Origin of the sequence: Xenorhabdus mauleonii (assembly GCF_900113945.1) — a bacterium.
Classification (GTDB): domain Bacteria; phylum Pseudomonadota; class Gammaproteobacteria; order Enterobacterales; family Enterobacteriaceae; genus Xenorhabdus; species Xenorhabdus mauleonii.
The window spans coordinates 292,618-308,974 of record NZ_FORG01000005.1; the positions used below are offsets into that span (position 1 = coordinate 292,618).

Here is a 16,357-nt window from a genome sequence, read left to right on the forward strand (position 1 = left end):
TTTCTGCAATAAGAATGAGTGGTGACCCATTAACGAATATCACAAAATAAGATCAGGCCCCTGAAATATCGACTTTCATTTGGCTGGTGCTGAGACGGGACCCCGGGACATTGGTCGAATTCTGCATTGTCGGGCTTGTCAGACGAGTTGCCGGTGATCCTTTGATAAGAACACCATTGGCACCACATGTATGACGGGATTGCCCCATTACCGTACCAGAGGCTATACCTAAGTTGACTCCCGGATTATCACCACTCGTTATAGGAATAATTGTCATTGTGTTATGGGCGGGACAACCTACAAAGAGGATATTTGATGTACTGGCACTGTTCGCCTGACATCCACTCGCGAGATCAGTATAGGTTACTGGAACCGGTGAGCCAGGGGGACTTGGTGTCAGGCAAACATCAGGTATTGCCGTATCTTGACCGCCAGCTTGTGTGTTGGCAAACATGGTTTTTCCCCTTAGCCGATATGAATTTGCTCTGCATCTATTTTGGTGATGGCTTTGGCGGTTACGACCGTATTTTGGGCGTGCAATCGCACATAGCTGTCAGCTTGCATATCTAACTGTCCTGCGTGGACCTGCTCAGTTTGTGTTGTATGGCGGAACAGGCGATTGCTCAATTGGGTGATGTTTTGCCAGACAGATTCAAGTTGATTGCCTACCATACGAGAAATAGAAATCCAGGCAGACAAAGATTCACCGCTGTATTGCATTTCATTGATATGGCAATTCCCATTGTCAGCCGTAATATTTAACCCGTTGCTGTTCAGATTCAAATTTCCTTGGGCGGTAATGGATAAATCACCGGGTATGCAAATTTCCGCGCTGTTTTTCGGTTCGGCCCGTGTCAATATCGCCAATATCCAAAGTTGATCATTAACCTTTGTGAGTAATACGGTATCTCCCATTTCTGGTGTCAGCAGACAGCTCACAGCGCGTTGGCAATGCCAGCCACGGTTTTCGAACTCAACGACTAAACTGCCATCCTGAAGAGTATTTACGATCTGGCCTGCAATTTGTTGTGATGCTTCTATACCAAGAGGATATGAAGAAAGAGCAGAAGAAGATTTTGTCATAGCGATTCCCCTGATTAAATCTTACGTTGATGTTGTGTATTCCACTCTTCAGCAGCAAATAACTCGGGATCGTTTTCCAATATGCCCTGACGGTCAGTGAATGAAGCCCCAACCTGTTGCGTACGATGAAAAAGCGTTCTCATGAAATGAGCCGTACTAAAATCACCTTGGTTGGCATTGGCATAAGAGAGATCAGCGTAGGTCATGTCACAGCCAGAAAATTGTGCATTAACCGCATGCGCTTCATGCATGATGGCCTGACATAGCTGACTTTGCCGAAAATCAGTGGACTCAAGACAAGCACCAATAAAAATGGTTTCATTGAATATACTGTGACAACAATGTGCTTGTGTTAAATCGGCATAGGGAAATAACGCCTGAGTTGCATCGACATTTGATAGCCGGGCATTTTTCAACCCGGAGCCCTTGAAGTTACAATTTTTCAATTTTGCATGATCGAAATTAACCGCTTCGAGTTGGCTATCGATAAATAAACACCCTTGAAATTGTTGTTTCTGGTAATTCTGACCACGTTGGTCACATTCAAAGAAAATTGTCTTGTTGTATTCACAGGTATAAAAATGAGTTTTCCGTAAATCCTGCCTGAAAAAAGTGACGAGAAAAAAATGATTATTGTGCAGCACTGCGTGTTCGAGCGATGAATCAATAAATGTCACTCTATCAAGCCGGTTACCGCTGAAATCAGCATAACGTAAATCACAAGATGAGAACGTCGTACTATTTTGTGTGGTGATTTTGAACTGTATTTTTTTCAATACAGATTGAGTAAAAATCGTGTCGTCCAGCACGCCTTTATTAAACACTGCGCGCACCATATTGCACTGTTCAAATAAAGTCTGATTACACTTGGTTGAATTGAAATAGGTTTCTTCAAACAGACATTCAGTAAAAACAGAACCATTGAGAATGGAATGGGAAAGATCAGCGCCTGAAAAATTTACCGCATTGAATCTCCCGCCTGATAAATTTTCTCCAGCCAATGACATTCCCTGCAAGTTCACATTGTCAATGACATCACCTTGCTTGATCTTAACAACGATCTCATTAACCGTCAGTGCACTCATATCACTTCCTGATTACGTTTAGGCAAAGTTTTGGTACGTTGCGTATAGGCTCTGTCAATCAAGGTCGAATTATCAATGATGGATTGGGAGATATCCGTGCGGAACAAATTGGCTTCGCGTAAATCAGTGCCATTGAAACTGCATTTTTGCATGAAGGCACCCATCAAGTTGGCATTGTTCAACAGCGCTTCCCGGAAATCAGTTCTGATAAAGACACTTTTGGCCGTATTCATATACTGCATATCCGCGAATTGACAATTGGCTTCACTCAAGTCGCTGTTATTTAGTGTTGCAGCATGGAAAGACGACTTCATCAGAGGCATTTGACGCAGATTGCATTCGGTTAATGTAGCGTAGCTAAAATCAGCCTGACTGAGATTACTTTCCAAGGCGAATACACAGGTTTGCAATTTGGCTGACCGGAACCGGATTTCCTCAATATTGGTGGATGTCCATGAACAACCATCAAGTATGGCATGATCAAAAATAGCGTTTTCTAACTGACACTGAAGAAAGGAAACTTTATTTAGAGTGGCATAATTGAATTTCAGTGAAGGTAAAGTCATTTCCAGAAAAGTACAGTCTTGCCATTGTGAATGCTGAAAACGGCAGTGCGTGATAAATGTTTTTTGCAGAAATAGGTCGATAAAAATCGCATTGGTGAAACGGCAATGGTCAAACAATGTTTCCTGCAATTGCGTTTCTTTAAAACTGGCGGCAGAAAAATCGCTCTGTATGCATTGTGCCTGTACCAAGCTGGCTTTATCCAGTTTTGCCCCATACAGAGAGGCACGGCATATTTCTGATCTGGCAAGCATTGCACCGCTGAAATCCACATTATCCAATTGGCAGCCATTCAAACAGGCGCTTTCCAGCAAGGCATTGGAAAAATTGGCGCCCCGCAGATCCATGCCTGACAAATCAGCGCCGGTAAAATCCATGCCACTGAAATTACCGCCTTTATGCACGTTTTTCTGGACATGTTTGCGGATTATCTGGGATAAATCACCCGTTAACCGCAGTGCTGGTTTTTGTGATTGCACTGAAGCCAGATACATTTTGTACAGTGACTGTTCCATTTGTGTCAGTACCCTGTCGCCGAGCACCATTTGCTGCTGACGTAACATATCCCGTATTTGATAGAAATTTTGCGGCCCGCCAGTTTGCTGTTCCAAGGGGCTTTTTTCGACATCAACGCCTTGTTCTTTAGCCCTGTTGCGTATTTTCCTCCCTTGATACTCAGCTTCAGCGTGTTTCCGGACTGATTCTTGCTTTAATTGACTGACAAATTCAGGGAGTTCATCCGGTTTGGGGGCAGGATGCTCTGCTACAAGGGGAATAATTGTATTTATATCTGTGCCATATTTTTCCATGCGTTCCCGTAACTGCTCACGTAAGCGCTTTTCACGATTTTGTAAATTTTCCGTCAATGGGCTGCTATTCTCAGGTTGTTCTGTATCCACCCAAGGCCCGATAATCTCTTCCGGGATCAAATCTTTTTCGCGAAAAGCGTACAGTGCCCCTTTTTCTTTATCAGCACGTTGCCCCAATATTTGGAGGTAATGAGATTCAGGGCGAGGCGAATCACTTAATTCCATCGCCGTGAGCATCTGTAAAACGTCTGCGGCGTCATCCTCATTGATGCGCGCACAACCATGCCAGATCAGGAACATTTTTTCCAAATGAGGGAAGAACCATACTGTTGTATTGCGCATGATGATTTCTTCGAAAATTTCCTCATCAGCCCGCAACCGCTGGATAAAGCAACGGGCTCGCCATGAGGGCAACACACCTTCCTGTACGGGAACGTCGGGGTGCATATTCCAAATGCGCCAGGCCGCTTTCTCCGGCAGCGCATCATGCTCTTCCCACCATTGATCACGGGGAGCTGCATTGAATAACCGCCAATCTATGTCTCGGGCGAAACCGGGAAATTCATTCTCCAGCCACTCTTTATCATATTTTTTGCCGATGCGGGTAAAACGGCGTGGGCAGACAAAATCCAATGGGCAGAAACTGGCCGGATTAGGAGTATCCTGCGGGGATAACAATTGTTTGTGCGGCGTTTCAATATTGGGTAATCGATGAAGCTCCAGGCCGTTTTCCATGATATCTGGAGTGAAACCGATACCTAACGGATTTTCCTCATAATTTTTTCCTCCGAAAGCCCGGCTCCAGTCCAGCCGCATTTGTTCAAATACTTGCGGTTCGGATGGCGCATCATCAATCCAGTGTCTATCACCGAAAGCCACCAATGTTTTATCCAGTTCTTCTATTTGAATGCGGGCAGCGCACGTTGTTTTCTCTGTTTGGTGATGTGTATAAGCGTAACCTGTGGCGAGAAATTCAGCATAGGACTTGGGCATGGCAAGATCGATAATGCCATTGCAAGTTTTCAACTCACTTTCAGCGAGCTGCCAAATTTCTGGCTCAGGCCGCAAGCGAGGATTTTTACCCATATCAACCAGAGCTGTAATCGATACTCCCAAATAATTATTCTGCTGCCAGCGATAAGGGCGATTAAGTACGCTTAAGCGTAAAGGTTTAATTGTTTTCATTGGAAAACCATAATTAAATAACTTTAAGAGGAAATAAGATGATTTTTATTTATTTTCTTTAGGTCAGGTAATTTTTAATTTTTAATTATTTAATAAATACCGGATCAGTAATTTTTGGGTGAATTAAAAATATCTAACTGGTTGATTATAAGTATTTTTATGGCATGATGAAGCGGTTTTAATTAATTTGAATGAGTTTAATTTAAATTAATCAGTGACGCTTTGATATTAACTTGCACTGCCGCTTTAATGTCTGCATTTGAATTGCTTGTCAGGGTGAATTTATTGGATTTAATATCAATGCTGCCTGTTACCGATTCATTTTTATCACCGGTGATATTAGCTTTATATCCACCCGAAATAGTATATTTAACGCCACCACTTGTTACCTCAACTTCTTTACCATTGCTAACAGTCGTTTTCTGTTTATCCTTATAGGTGGCGGTTTCCGATTTTTTTACCGTTGTTTCTCGTGCACCGTCAATGTTGACTGTTTGATTGTTTTCTACCGAGACTTTCATGTCTTTTTCAGCGTGTATCTCAACAGATTCTTTCCCTTTGGCGTCATCAATGAACAGGTAGCTGGCATTATCTTTTCCGCCATCCAGACTGCGCGTCATTATCCCCATTTTGGTCGCTTCTCCCGGCAAATTCCAAGGGGGCATATTGTTTTTATTAAAACTGCGCCCGACAACAATGGGTTCATCAGGGTTGTTATGGGCGAAACTGACAATCACTTCTTCCCCAATTCGGGGAACCTGTATTGAACCAAACTTGGCACCGGCCCAGTTGTTGGAAACCGGCACCCAACAGGAACAGTTCTCATCTTTTGTATCGCTTCTATCCCAGAAAAATTTGATTTTGACCTGTCCGTGTTCTTCAGTCCAAATAGTTTTCCCGCTTGCACCCACAATGATAGCCCGCTCAGTACCTGCGATTGGCCAAGGCGTAATGCGGGGGGCTCGCCAGTTTACTTTGGATGGAATAGCTATGAACTGTGTAATGAATATTTTCTTGTTATCGTCTTCAGAGAAGATTTCTTGCCCTGCAAAATACCCTGTTTCATGAAATTCATACTGAGCGCCAACAACAAGATATTCACCATTATCGCTATTCCTTAATGCCTTGGATAACTTAAAAGTGCAACCAGGAGCAATCCCCGGATTTCTGCATTTTGCTTTTATAAACTGACTTTGAGCAGTACAAGATTGTTGCAATACCCGGACATAAAACTGGCCTCGAGAATTCTCGGTGTAATTTCCTGGCCATTCATACAATTCTGTCTTGGGTACGGTAGAATCTGGGTTTTGCTGTGTTTCCTTTAACTGGGCATTGGGCTTCAGAAAGTTATAGTCACTCATCGTATAAAGCTGTGGTGTGATCGAATAACTTACCGTCCAGTCATGTAAGAAAAGTTTGTCTGTGACCATGGGATAATGGGCATTTGGATAATACTCAAATGAGGCATATTCAGGCAGAGCAGAGTGAGACTGTGGCGAATCAGCCAAGATAAGAATATGGTCACTCTTGCTATGTTGGAAGTAATAATAAATGCCTTCACGCTCCATAAGCCGACTCAGAAAGTCGAAATCCGTTTCTTTGTATTGGGTACAGTATTCCAGCGGTTGATATTTTGCAGTGAGTTTATTCTTAAACTTTACTTTATGCTTATCTAAAACATCTTTAATAATTTCGGGAACTGTTTTCTTTTGCCAGATTTTGAAATCTTTATTGAGCGTCAGAATGAATAATGCGGGCTGGACAACGACTTTATATAAATAGTGATAGTGATCAAAATAATCGCAAATAGTCACTTCTCGAATGAGTCCACTCAAATAGCGTGGGCTGGTTGAAGTGTTTGCAGGATTTCTTATCTCAAATGATATTGGCTTGTTACGCAATGCTTTGATATCAAGGTCTTTTTCTTTACCAAACAGTTCCACTTCAAAACTATAAATAGTCGAGAGCTTTTCCTCTCCTTTTAAGGACTTGAACAATAAAGAGTCATCACCTAGCGAAGAGTGAGCAATAATAAATCTTTTTTTTTCCACTGGAAGCTCCTTTTTTGTACTCAAAGCTACCGCATGAACCTTTCCATTGAAGGGCCAGAGAATAAATCAAAATTTCTTATGGCTGCTAAGAATCACTTTTGACTCAATATGATTACTATAGTTATTAATTCATCCATAATATTTCACAACAATAACTATAAATCAACAAAATTATAATATTGTTGATTTTTACCATTTGAAATAGTGCATAAAATTGACATTCGGTGTTTGCAAAATACTCAACCAAGAATGGAGCTTCTTGATTTAACAATATTTTTCAAAACTAAATAAAATGATGGTGTTGGGCTTGGGGTGGGGGAAGTCTTAATTACGAGGTGTGATATAGACGAATATATAAAATAAGGGCGACGAAAAATTCATTATATTTGAACTTCCGCCGCCCTGAAAATAAAAAATTTATTATAAAACAATCGACTTGCTGTGTTTAAAACTAAAGCAACACCGTTATTAATAATAAAATAATTATTTCAACACTGCTAATGCGCTGTCATAGTCAGGTTCGTTGGTTATCTCATCAACCAGCTGACTGTAAATAACTTGGTTATTTTCATCCAGAACAACCACAGCGCGTGCAGTCAATCCAGCCAGTGGGCCTTCACTGATAGCAACACCATAATTTTCTTGGAATTCATTACCGCGCAGCGTAGAAAGAGTCACAACATTAGACAGACCTTCAGAGCCGCAGAAACGAGACTGAGCAAAAGGCAAATCCGCAGAAATACACAGTACGATAGTGTTGTTCAGTTCGCTGGCGTGTTGATTGAACTTACGGACAGATGTGGCACAAACACCGGTATCAATGCTTGGGAAGATATTAAGCACTTTACGCTTTCCTGCGTATTGGCTCAATGTTACATCAGCAAGATCTTTTGCAACCAGAGTAAACTCTTTTGCTGCCTGACCTACTTGTGGAAAATCTCCGTTGATGGTGATATCGCTACCTTGAAACTTGACGGTTTGTGTCATGGTTTTATCCCTCTAAAAGTAAACTGCGCCGTCAGTGTAAAGGAATAGTGCGATCTTGCCCACAAAAATAGATGCAATATTCATGAAATACTCGCTCTATCTTTAATTAACAAAGCCTTATAGTCTATTTTAGTCTAATTATTAGACTCACAAGGCAAAAAATAATGCACAATTTTAAGTTGCTTCCTTCTGTATTGTTAATGACCGGATTGTATTTTTCTGTTTCTACTTTTGCTGCCCAAATCCCTGCCGGAACTCAACTTGATCCTCACCAAGAATTGGTGCGCCAATTGAAAGACGAACCTGCATCACTCGATCCCATAAAATCATTTGGTTTAAATGAGGCGCAAGTCCTGCGAGATTTATTTGAAGGATTAGTAAACCAAGGGGCGGATGGGAAAATTATTCCGGGCGTTGCGACTGCATGGAAAACAAACGATAACAAAACTTGGGTATTTACCTTGCGCCAAAATGCTCGTTGGTCGAATGGAAATCCTGTCACGGCAACTGATTTTGTGTATAGCTGGCAGAGATTAGTCAATCCTGCGAATGCCTCCTCATTTTCTTGGTTCGCGGCCTTATCGGGGATTCAGAATGCACAAGAAATCATTGATGGAAAATTACCGCCGGAAAAATTGGGGGTTGAGGCTATCGATCCTTACACATTAAAAGTCACCCTGAATCGCCCTGTACCTTATTTCCCCAGCATGACCACTAACTTTAGCCTGTATCCGGTGAATAAGCCGAGTGTCGAAAAATATGGCAACGATTGGACGCGAGTGGGTAATCTCATCGGAAATGGAGCATTTAAGCTAGCCGAACGAGTTGTTAATGAAAAACTTGTCCTGACGCCCAATTCATATTATTGGGACAATAAACACACGGTGCTGAAAAAAGTAACCTTCTTGCCCATCAATCAAGAATCCCATGCGACCAAGCGCTATCAGGCGGGGGATCTGGATATAACCGAATCTTTCCCTAAAAACATGTATCAGAAATTGTTGCGTGAATTGCCGGGGCAAGTTTTCACACCGGATCAATTGGGAACTTACTACTATGCTTTCAATACCCAGCGGGCGCCGACAAATGATATTCGGGTCAGACAAGCGCTTGCGATGACAATCGATAAAAAATTGATTGCAGAAAAAGTCGTCGGAACGGGCGAAAAACCGGCATGGCACTTCACGCCTGAAGTTACGGCGGGTTTCCAGCCAGAGAAAAGCCGACAAGAAACTCAGACACAAAAAGAGTTAGATAATAAAGCAAGGGCATTATTAAAGGCGGCTGGGTATGGCCCGGAAAAACCATTGAAAATATCGTTGCTTTATAACAGTTTGGAAAATAATCAACGCATCGCGATTGCAATCAGCTCAGTGTGGAAGAAAAAACTGGGAGTAGAAGTAAAACTGGTTAATCAAGAATGGAAAACCTACGTCGATAACCGCAATACCGGTAATTTTGATGTGGTAAGGGCTTCTTGGACTGGGGACTATAATGAGCCATCAAGCTTTCTGTCTCTTTTGGCATCCAAGCACAGTGGTAATCTCGCAAAATTCCATCATGCTGAATACGAAGCCTTGCTTGAAGCGGCCAGCCATGAAACAGGCGATGCAGCAAGGAACCGCTATTACAATCAGGCGGAAAAAATAATTGCAGAGCAAGCACCGATTGTTCCGATATATCAATATACCAATGGGCGATTGATCAAACCTTGGCTGAAAGGATATCCGATCACTAATCCTGAAGATGTCGCCTATAGTCATACCATGTACATCATCAAGAAGCACTAAGCGACGTACAGAAAACAGAGTACGAGAAGGAGCAGATGTGGAAACGATCTATGGCTCAGTATTTAAAGGTTCAAATGCAATTTATGCATGCCAGTTGAATGGGCAGGGTGGTAGCAGCGCAATTAGTGAGAATGCAACGGCAATAGCGAAGCAACCCTTTTGGCAGCACCTTGATTATGAAAATCAAGGCAGCCATGACTGGATCATGAATACGGCGCTATTGCCCTCACCGGTAAAAGAGGGGCTATTGGGTGAAAGTATTCGCCCGAAAGTTCTGCGCACAGGTGAAGGTGCTTTAATTACATTAAGGTCGGTCAACCGCAATGATAATGCACGTCCTGACCATTTAGTATCGTTCCGCATCTATATTAATGAAAGAATCATTATTTCCAGCCGACACAGAAAAATTCATTCCATCGATCAAGTTATTGATGATTTACGCAACGGAGCAGGCGCAAGAAGCACAGGGCATTGGCTGGTTGAAATTGCTGAAGCCATGACTGATGAAGTCAGTGACTTTATCGAAGAATTGCACGACAGCTTGATTAATTTCGAAGACGATATTCTGGAGCAGAAAGTTCCCGGGCGTGGAGAATTGGTATTGTTGCGTAAACAGCTTATCGTGCTGCGCCGGTATATGGCACCACAGCGCGATGTCTTTATCCGCTTGGCCAGTGAAAGATTACCTTGGATGGGGGATGAAGAGCGTCAGGTCATGCAGGAAATTGCTGATCGCCTGAGTCGGGGCTTGGATGATTTGGATGGTTGCATCGCCCGTACGGCAGTACTTGCGGATGAAATTACGTCCATGATGGCTGATGCCATGAATCGTCGCACTTACATGATGTCGTTGCTGGCGATGATATTTTTACCTTCAACGTTCTTGACGGGATTATTCGGTGTCAACTTGGGCGGAATACCCGGTAATGAATATCGGCTTGGGTTCGGCGTATTTTGCCTCATATTATCCATATTGATAGTCATTTTTGCGTGGTGGTTGAGGCGAAGTAAGTGGTTGTAATGAAACGGTGATTAGTGACACCGTCACGTTTAATGAAAAAGACGGTAGTAAACCCTGTTATTGAGATTAGCATTTGTTGGGTTTGGTACTTTGATGATGGCAATTTTCATTACAACAACGAGAATTATCATCATGATGAATAATGACCATTTCGAACACAAAGCCCCGACATATTTAAATGTTGGGGTTTTGTCATTTTCGTACCTTATTTTACATTGATACTTTTAGGCACTCATTCCATGTGTTCTTTTCTTCCGGAACTTCGCTTTCAGTCACTCTGAAAAATTGGTATTTATTAATTAATGCAAGGTAAGTAAGGATAGCATGATTACACATTATTGAGTTAGTGACTATCACATCATCTCTTGAATATAATGTCTTGGTATTTGATAGATGCTCAGAATTAGGTGGCAATGTCGTAATGATATCATTTTCATAATTAAGAACGGTGCTATCTCTAAAATGTTCATCAACATATTTAACAAATTCATAATTACCTACTTTTGGGCTAGCAAATAAACAAGACCTACAATTAGGAGCCTTGTCGTAAATATCTCTCGTAAGGTAAGTAGCTACTACAGATCCAAGGCTATGCCCCGTTATTGTGCAAGATCCATATATTCCGATAAATTTTGAGATGGCATCCGCTAACTTAAATTGGGAGTAATCAATATCTATTGGATTGTCAGGAACAGTCAGATATAGCGTTTTATATACGTTATAAAAACCTTCAAAAACAGACTGATTTGGTGTTTCTGACCAAGGTTGTATATACGATACATCAACGTCATGTTCAAAATCTTCAATAGTTTTGCTTCCTCGAATAGCAACAACGTACTCGCCTGGGTTATTTATTCTCTCTACTATAAATCCAAAATTAACGAGGTCATTAGAAAGAACTAATTCATTTTTATTTGTTGAGTTATTTAGACATGTAAAGCAATTTCTACCAACGATATAACCTGTTAATTTCCATCCATCTTTATGTATGCGAGGGTCCGGAGGTGGGGTAATGTTATCCGGATGCTGTTCATACATAGTCGCTGCGTATAGAACAAGTGACGCAAAAGTTTCATAATAATCTTGTGTTTTCATTTTTATTTCCTTTTATTGATATTATTTAAAATCTAACAATTAATTAAAGTATATTTTGCATTTTGATTTTTTCCTGTGTTTCGCTTCGTTTTTTATATTGTTTAAATATTATTATTCTTTTTGTTTTTTCTTATTGGTGTGTTTTTTGTGAGTGCTATTATTGGATTGGATGGGTGTTGAAATGATTTATGTGAAATAAAATGATGAAAATATTTTTATTTGTTTAACAATAAACAAAATTAAGATCTTTTAAGGTGTATGGTTTTTTATGAGCTTGATTAATAAAATTAAATTACATCAGAGAATCTGAATATTCTTATGTTTTTCAACTCTGTCAGTCCTCATTAATTTATATTTATCAGACTAATAAATTGAGCTGGTTGGAAAATTTCAATGAAAAGAGAATACGTGGAAAGAGGAAAAATTAACGAGGAGGTTAATTTGGTCAATTCTGAGTGACATTTGGCATCTTCTCTGTTTGCGGAGCGGCGATTTTTACGGCTCCTGAGCATGGTTCACAAAACCGGTATCATCGAGATTGATAACGCAGCTTGGTTAGCCAAAGAAAAAATAAGATGCTGCAAGCATGTGTGGCGTAAAAATGTGAGCCTTGCAACAGAAAGGAATCCTAACGAAGTGAATAAACTCTAAAAAGGTGAATAGTGGCTTTGGTTTGAGATATATCAATAATCGGTTGCCAAAACTCAGGCACTATAACTCCCGCAGGTGAATGCAACGTTGAACAATGAACGTTGTGCTCCATAATTGTAGTCTTTCTCATATTTGAGGTTTAATACCCAATGGAGCCTGAATTGCGGCCAATAAAGCAGCAAGTTAGAAGGCTCTGGGTAGACAGAATAATTGACCATTATTGTGCCGATGCAGTTTAAGCATCGGCTATTTTTTTATTGCTAATAGAACGAATAAAAACAAGCTATTGGTGATTAAATATTGGTTACATCAATAAACATCGACTCATTAATATTTGTCGTTGGTATCTGATTTGTTGACGATACCAAAGCCTCGCTAAACGCATACTCTTCTCTTTTGCCATCACGATCCAATGGTAAATTGGCAAAGTCAAACAGCGCCTTATCCGCTAACTGGCTAGGGCTGACATTTTGAAGGGATTTAAAAATACTCTCAACCCGGCCCGGTGTTTTTTTATCCCATTCAACCAACATTGCCTTGATTGCCTGCCGTTGCAGATTTTCCTGGGAACCGCAGAGATTACAAGGGATGATTGGAAACGCCTTGTGTTCCGCATAGTTGATCAGATCGGTTTCGCGGCAATACGTCAGCGGCCTGATAACCACATTGCGACCATCGTCAGAACGTAATTTCGGTGGCATCGCTTTCATGCGTGCGCCATGAAACATATTCAGGAACAGCGTTTCAACGATATCATCAAGATGATGGCCAAGAGCAATTTTTGTTGCTCCGATTTTTTCTGCAAAAGAATAGAGCGTGCCACGTCGCAATCTTGAACATAACCCGCAGGTTGTTTTACCTTCAGGAATTTTTTCTTTTACGACGGAATACGTATCTTTATCAACGATATAGTATGGAATATCCAGACTTTCAAAATACTGGGGTAAAATATGTTCAGGAAAACCGGGCTGTTTCTGATCCAGATTTACTGCAATGACGTCGAATTTGATTGGCGCAGCTTTTTGCAGATTCAACAGGATATCCAGCATCGCAAATGAATCTTTGCCACCACTGATACAGGCCATTACAACATCATTTTCTTCGATCATATTGTAATCAATAATGGCATTACCAACGTTTCTCCGCAGTCGTTTCTGGAGTTTGTTGAATTCAAGTGTCTCTTTTCTCGTATCTTTTTGATTCATTGCGACTTCTCACATTGTCGATTATATCGACTATAGATTTTCCATATGGATTCTTTGCAGGAGGTGGATTATACGGATTTTTATTTTTGTTTGAAACGTATCTGTACCAAGTCGTGGATCGCCGTTTTGGATAGCAGCATTTGATGCCAAGAGCAATACGTGTTGCCAATAACAGAAAAATGAAAAAAGAGGCTTTCACTTACCTCCTTCAATATTGGCTTGTATCGCTAAAAAATTGGCCTGCTAGTCCGAATGCTGTGGTCATTTAATATTAGTCCTGATTTTTCCATATTAAAGATAATGAATGAAAGGATGTTCATTTAATTTCTTGTGTTTTGAAAAATATTCATTGTTTATTTTTTATATGGGCTGATTGGTTTTATTCAATATAATGTATGTTGCAAAAACAATTCTGTATAAAATAAAATCAATAATATTAATGGGATGGGTGTATTTTATAACGGAAAGAGACAAGGTATACTCACCTTTTTTTATTGGGTGTGCGTAGCATGAATGTATGGGGTTACTTGCTTGTCGCTATTTTGTCCGAAGTCGTCGCGACAACGATGCTAAAAATGGCTGATGGTTTTACCCGCGTAATGCCTTCCATTGTCGTCGTATTGGGATATTGTCTGTCTTTTTGGGCATTATCGCAGGTTGTTAAAGTTATGCCGCTGGGTATCGCATATGCTATTTGGTCTTGTCTTGGTATTGTTTTAGTTTCTGTCGCGGGAATATTTTTATATCAGCAAAAACTGGATCTTCCTGCAATCATCGGTATTATTTTGATTATCGTAGGGGTTCTGGTGATAAATTTATTTTCCAAAAGTACAGTTCACTGACTTATAAGTGATATATAAGTTAAATTCGTTTTTGAACGGGAGAAAACATGTTTCTAAGGCGAGGTGTGGTTTTAAGTCATTTATTGCTGGTGGGATGGATGTTGGTTGGTTGTAGCGGGCATCAAGCTGTTTCTCCTGCAAATAAATACAAGAATTACCAATATTCAGATTTAGGGATTAATTTAAGTAAAAATGCGAGCGAAACGTGTTCTGATATAGGAGGAACCCCGACGTTGACTAAACAACTGAACGGTAATCAGCTTCCTGTATGTCAATTGGCCAATGGTCGGCGATGCAATGAACAAGCACTATTGAATGGGGGTTGTGGCTCCATTTAGTTCTCCATTTACGAATCTCCTGTCTATATTTTATGGGAATATGACAGAATCATGTCATTCATTTAAACATGTTTCTGTCAAGCTCTGTTTCAAATCTCATTTCATATCTCAAAATGTTTTTTCTGGATAAGCCGGAAAAACATTATTTATAAAAAAATTTTTAGAGATTATTGACTGACTCGATACAGTCAGCGTAATTATTGAGAAAAATCATCATTAATTATCCTTTTTTAAGTGGTTTTCTGCGCAAAATGACGACTCAATGTCCCGGTTAATATTGCAGTCTGCAAATAATCAGCAACACTAATTCAAGTGTCCTTAATGACATCTTTGCCTGTTGTTCTTTTAGTTGCGTCTTTGTTGGCAGCACTCGCGTATTCCCGCCGTATAGTTATCTATGCTCCCGCGAATGCGTTTCCTTGTTGCTTTGATGTAACTCGATATCCATCGGGTATTTTAGTTAACTATTTGGAGATAATAACCATGTTGAAACGTAAGTATTTGACTCAAACTGAAATTGAAATGTTACTGACTGAGTTAAATAAACATGCGCATGCTGCACGTAATATTTGCATGATGTTTATGGGATTTATTCATGGATTTCGTGTTTCTGAATTATTGAGTTTACGCATTTCGGATGTTGATCTGGATGGAAAAAGTTTACGGGTACAACGGTTGAAAAACGGTTTTTCCACCATTCACCCTATGGTTTCCCGTGAAATTCAATTAATCAATGATTGGTTGGCAGAACGCTCGAAATATATATCGAAAAAAAAGAAGCCATTGGACGCTCAACAATCGAACAGTGAAGGTTCTGATTGGTTATTCCTGTCCCGGTCGGGCAAACGGATGTCACGTCAACAAGTTTATAAAATCATCAGACAGACTAGTTTAAAAGCAAAATTGTCGATTTGCGCGAATCCGCACATGTTGAGGCACGCTTGCGGTTATGCATTAGCTGACAATGGAGTCGATACACGCTTAATTCAGGACTATTTAGGCCATCGAAATATCCGTCATACAGTCCGCTACACCGCGAGTAATGCGGGTCGATTCGAGACGATATGGAGCGGGAAGGAAAAACGAAAAGAGTTGACAATTAGTACCAAACTGTCAACTGAGGATTTTTAGTCTTAAATAAGATAAATTTGAGTTGAATAAACTAGCTAAAACAAACATTTCAGATGATTAAACTTTCGAATTTGATATGAGTATAAAATTTGAAAAGCGTCCAATAAAAAAGGAAAAAATGTCATGGATGACTCAGAAGAAGGGGAAAAATAAGAGGGAATTTATTAATAGATTTGTATCAGTGGGTTACATTGTTTTTTGCGAGTATAAAAAAAATGAACTAGCCTTAAAAAAGGTGTAACTATTGCAGTTGACAGTTTGGTACTAATTGTCAACTCGATATGAGGATGGCAACACACTCCGGGATGAGTCGAAGGCACCAGGATTTTTTTGAATTCTGGTGAAGATAGTATCGATTCTGAAGGTAGATAGACATGCTAAAAAAACAAGACAGGCAGTGGAAAGAAAAGCAGGTTCACCACCTTAAATGGGTGGCATGGGCGAATATTTTTGCCCAAGTGGCCTTTCCCGTTGCAGCGGCGTTTACCCCTGCGGTGGCAACCGCCAAAAGTGAGCACCA

Annotated in this window: 13 protein-coding genes; 5 read left to right on the forward strand and 8 right to left on the reverse strand. The window is 40.5% G+C overall.

Annotated features, from left to right (window positions below):
* Positions 1 to 52: 52 nt before the first annotated feature.
* The 6 genes from BM100_RS07520 to tpx all read right to left on the reverse strand — a co-directional run bounded on the left by BM100_RS07520 (position 53) and on the right by tpx (position 7,764).
* On the reverse strand, positions 53 to 454 hold the full coding sequence (locus tag BM100_RS07520; protein WP_092509498.1) for a DUF4150 domain-containing protein: 402 nt from the start codon (positions 452 to 454) through the stop codon (positions 53 to 55).
* 11 nt (positions 455 to 465) lie between these two features.
* On the reverse strand, positions 466 to 1,083 hold the full coding sequence (locus tag BM100_RS07525; RefSeq protein ID WP_092509500.1) for a DUF3540 domain-containing protein: 618 nt from the start codon (positions 1,081 to 1,083) through the stop codon (positions 466 to 468).
* Positions 1,084 to 1,097: 14 nt separating this feature from the next.
* Complete coding sequence (locus BM100_RS07530) at positions 1,098 to 2,168, reverse strand: pentapeptide repeat-containing protein (protein WP_092509502.1); 1,071 nt, start codon at positions 2,166 to 2,168, stop codon at positions 1,098 to 1,100.
* Positions 2,165 to 4,726 (reverse strand): DUF2169 family type VI secretion system accessory protein, encoded by a 2,562-nt coding sequence (locus tag BM100_RS07535; protein ID WP_092509504.1) that lies wholly within the window; start codon positions 4,724 to 4,726, stop codon positions 2,165 to 2,167. Before BM100_RS07535 ends, BM100_RS07530 begins: the two co-directional genes overlap by 4 nt.
* Before the next feature lie 197 nt (positions 4,727 to 4,923).
* Positions 4,924 to 6,777 (reverse strand): type VI secretion system Vgr family protein, encoded by a 1,854-nt coding sequence (locus BM100_RS07540; protein WP_169924637.1) that lies wholly within the window; start codon positions 6,775 to 6,777, stop codon positions 4,924 to 4,926.
* A gap of 483 nt (positions 6,778 to 7,260) precedes the next feature.
* Positions 7,261 to 7,764, reverse strand: a complete 504-nt coding sequence (gene tpx, locus BM100_RS07545; protein ID WP_092509508.1) for a thiol peroxidase — start codon at positions 7,762 to 7,764, stop codon at positions 7,261 to 7,263.
* 164 nt (positions 7,765 to 7,928) lie between these two features.
* On the opposite strand from tpx, the gene BM100_RS07550 reads away from it, so the two are divergent.
* Both BM100_RS07550 and zntB read left to right on the forward strand, forming a co-directional pair.
* Complete coding sequence (locus BM100_RS07550) at positions 7,929 to 9,554, forward strand: peptide ABC transporter substrate-binding protein (RefSeq protein WP_092509510.1); 1,626 nt, start codon at positions 7,929 to 7,931, stop codon at positions 9,552 to 9,554.
* Between the two features lie 37 nt (positions 9,555 to 9,591).
* On the forward strand, positions 9,592 to 10,575 hold the full coding sequence (gene zntB, locus BM100_RS07555; protein WP_092509512.1) for a zinc transporter ZntB: 984 nt from the start codon (positions 9,592 to 9,594) through the stop codon (positions 10,573 to 10,575).
* 210 nt (positions 10,576 to 10,785) lie between these two features.
* Here the strand turns inward: zntB and BM100_RS07560 are convergent, their stop codons facing one another.
* Together BM100_RS07560 and ttcA are read right to left on the reverse strand one after the other, a co-directional pair.
* The gene (locus tag BM100_RS07560; protein ID WP_092509513.1) at positions 10,786 to 11,670 is read right to left on the reverse strand and encodes a lipase family protein; all 885 of its coding nucleotides are present in this window, start codon (positions 11,668 to 11,670) and stop codon (positions 10,786 to 10,788) included.
* Positions 11,671 to 12,614: 944 nt separating this feature from the next.
* Positions 12,615 to 13,526 carry a tRNA 2-thiocytidine(32) synthetase TtcA gene (gene ttcA / locus BM100_RS07565; RefSeq protein WP_092509515.1) on the reverse strand — a complete coding sequence of 304 codons (912 nt, stop codon included), beginning with the start codon at positions 13,524 to 13,526 and terminating at the stop codon, positions 12,615 to 12,617.
* Positions 13,527 to 14,035: 509 nt separating this feature from the next.
* Here ttcA and BM100_RS07570 point away from each other — a divergent pair.
* From BM100_RS07570 to BM100_RS07580, 3 genes are all read left to right on the forward strand, one after another.
* Positions 14,036 to 14,368 (forward strand): DMT family transporter, encoded by a 333-nt coding sequence (locus tag BM100_RS07570; protein WP_092509517.1) that lies wholly within the window; start codon positions 14,036 to 14,038, stop codon positions 14,366 to 14,368.
* Positions 14,369 to 14,415: 47 nt separating this feature from the next.
* Positions 14,416 to 14,706 (forward strand): putative hemolysin, encoded by a 291-nt coding sequence (locus BM100_RS07575; RefSeq protein ID WP_092509520.1) that lies wholly within the window; start codon positions 14,416 to 14,418, stop codon positions 14,704 to 14,706.
* A 486-nt stretch (positions 14,707 to 15,192) separates the two neighbouring features.
* Positions 15,193 to 15,837: a tyrosine-type DNA invertase gene (locus BM100_RS07580; protein WP_338066810.1), complete on the forward strand. Its 645-nt coding sequence runs from the start codon at positions 15,193 to 15,195 to the stop codon at positions 15,835 to 15,837.
* Positions 15,838 to 16,357 lie beyond the last annotated feature (520 nt).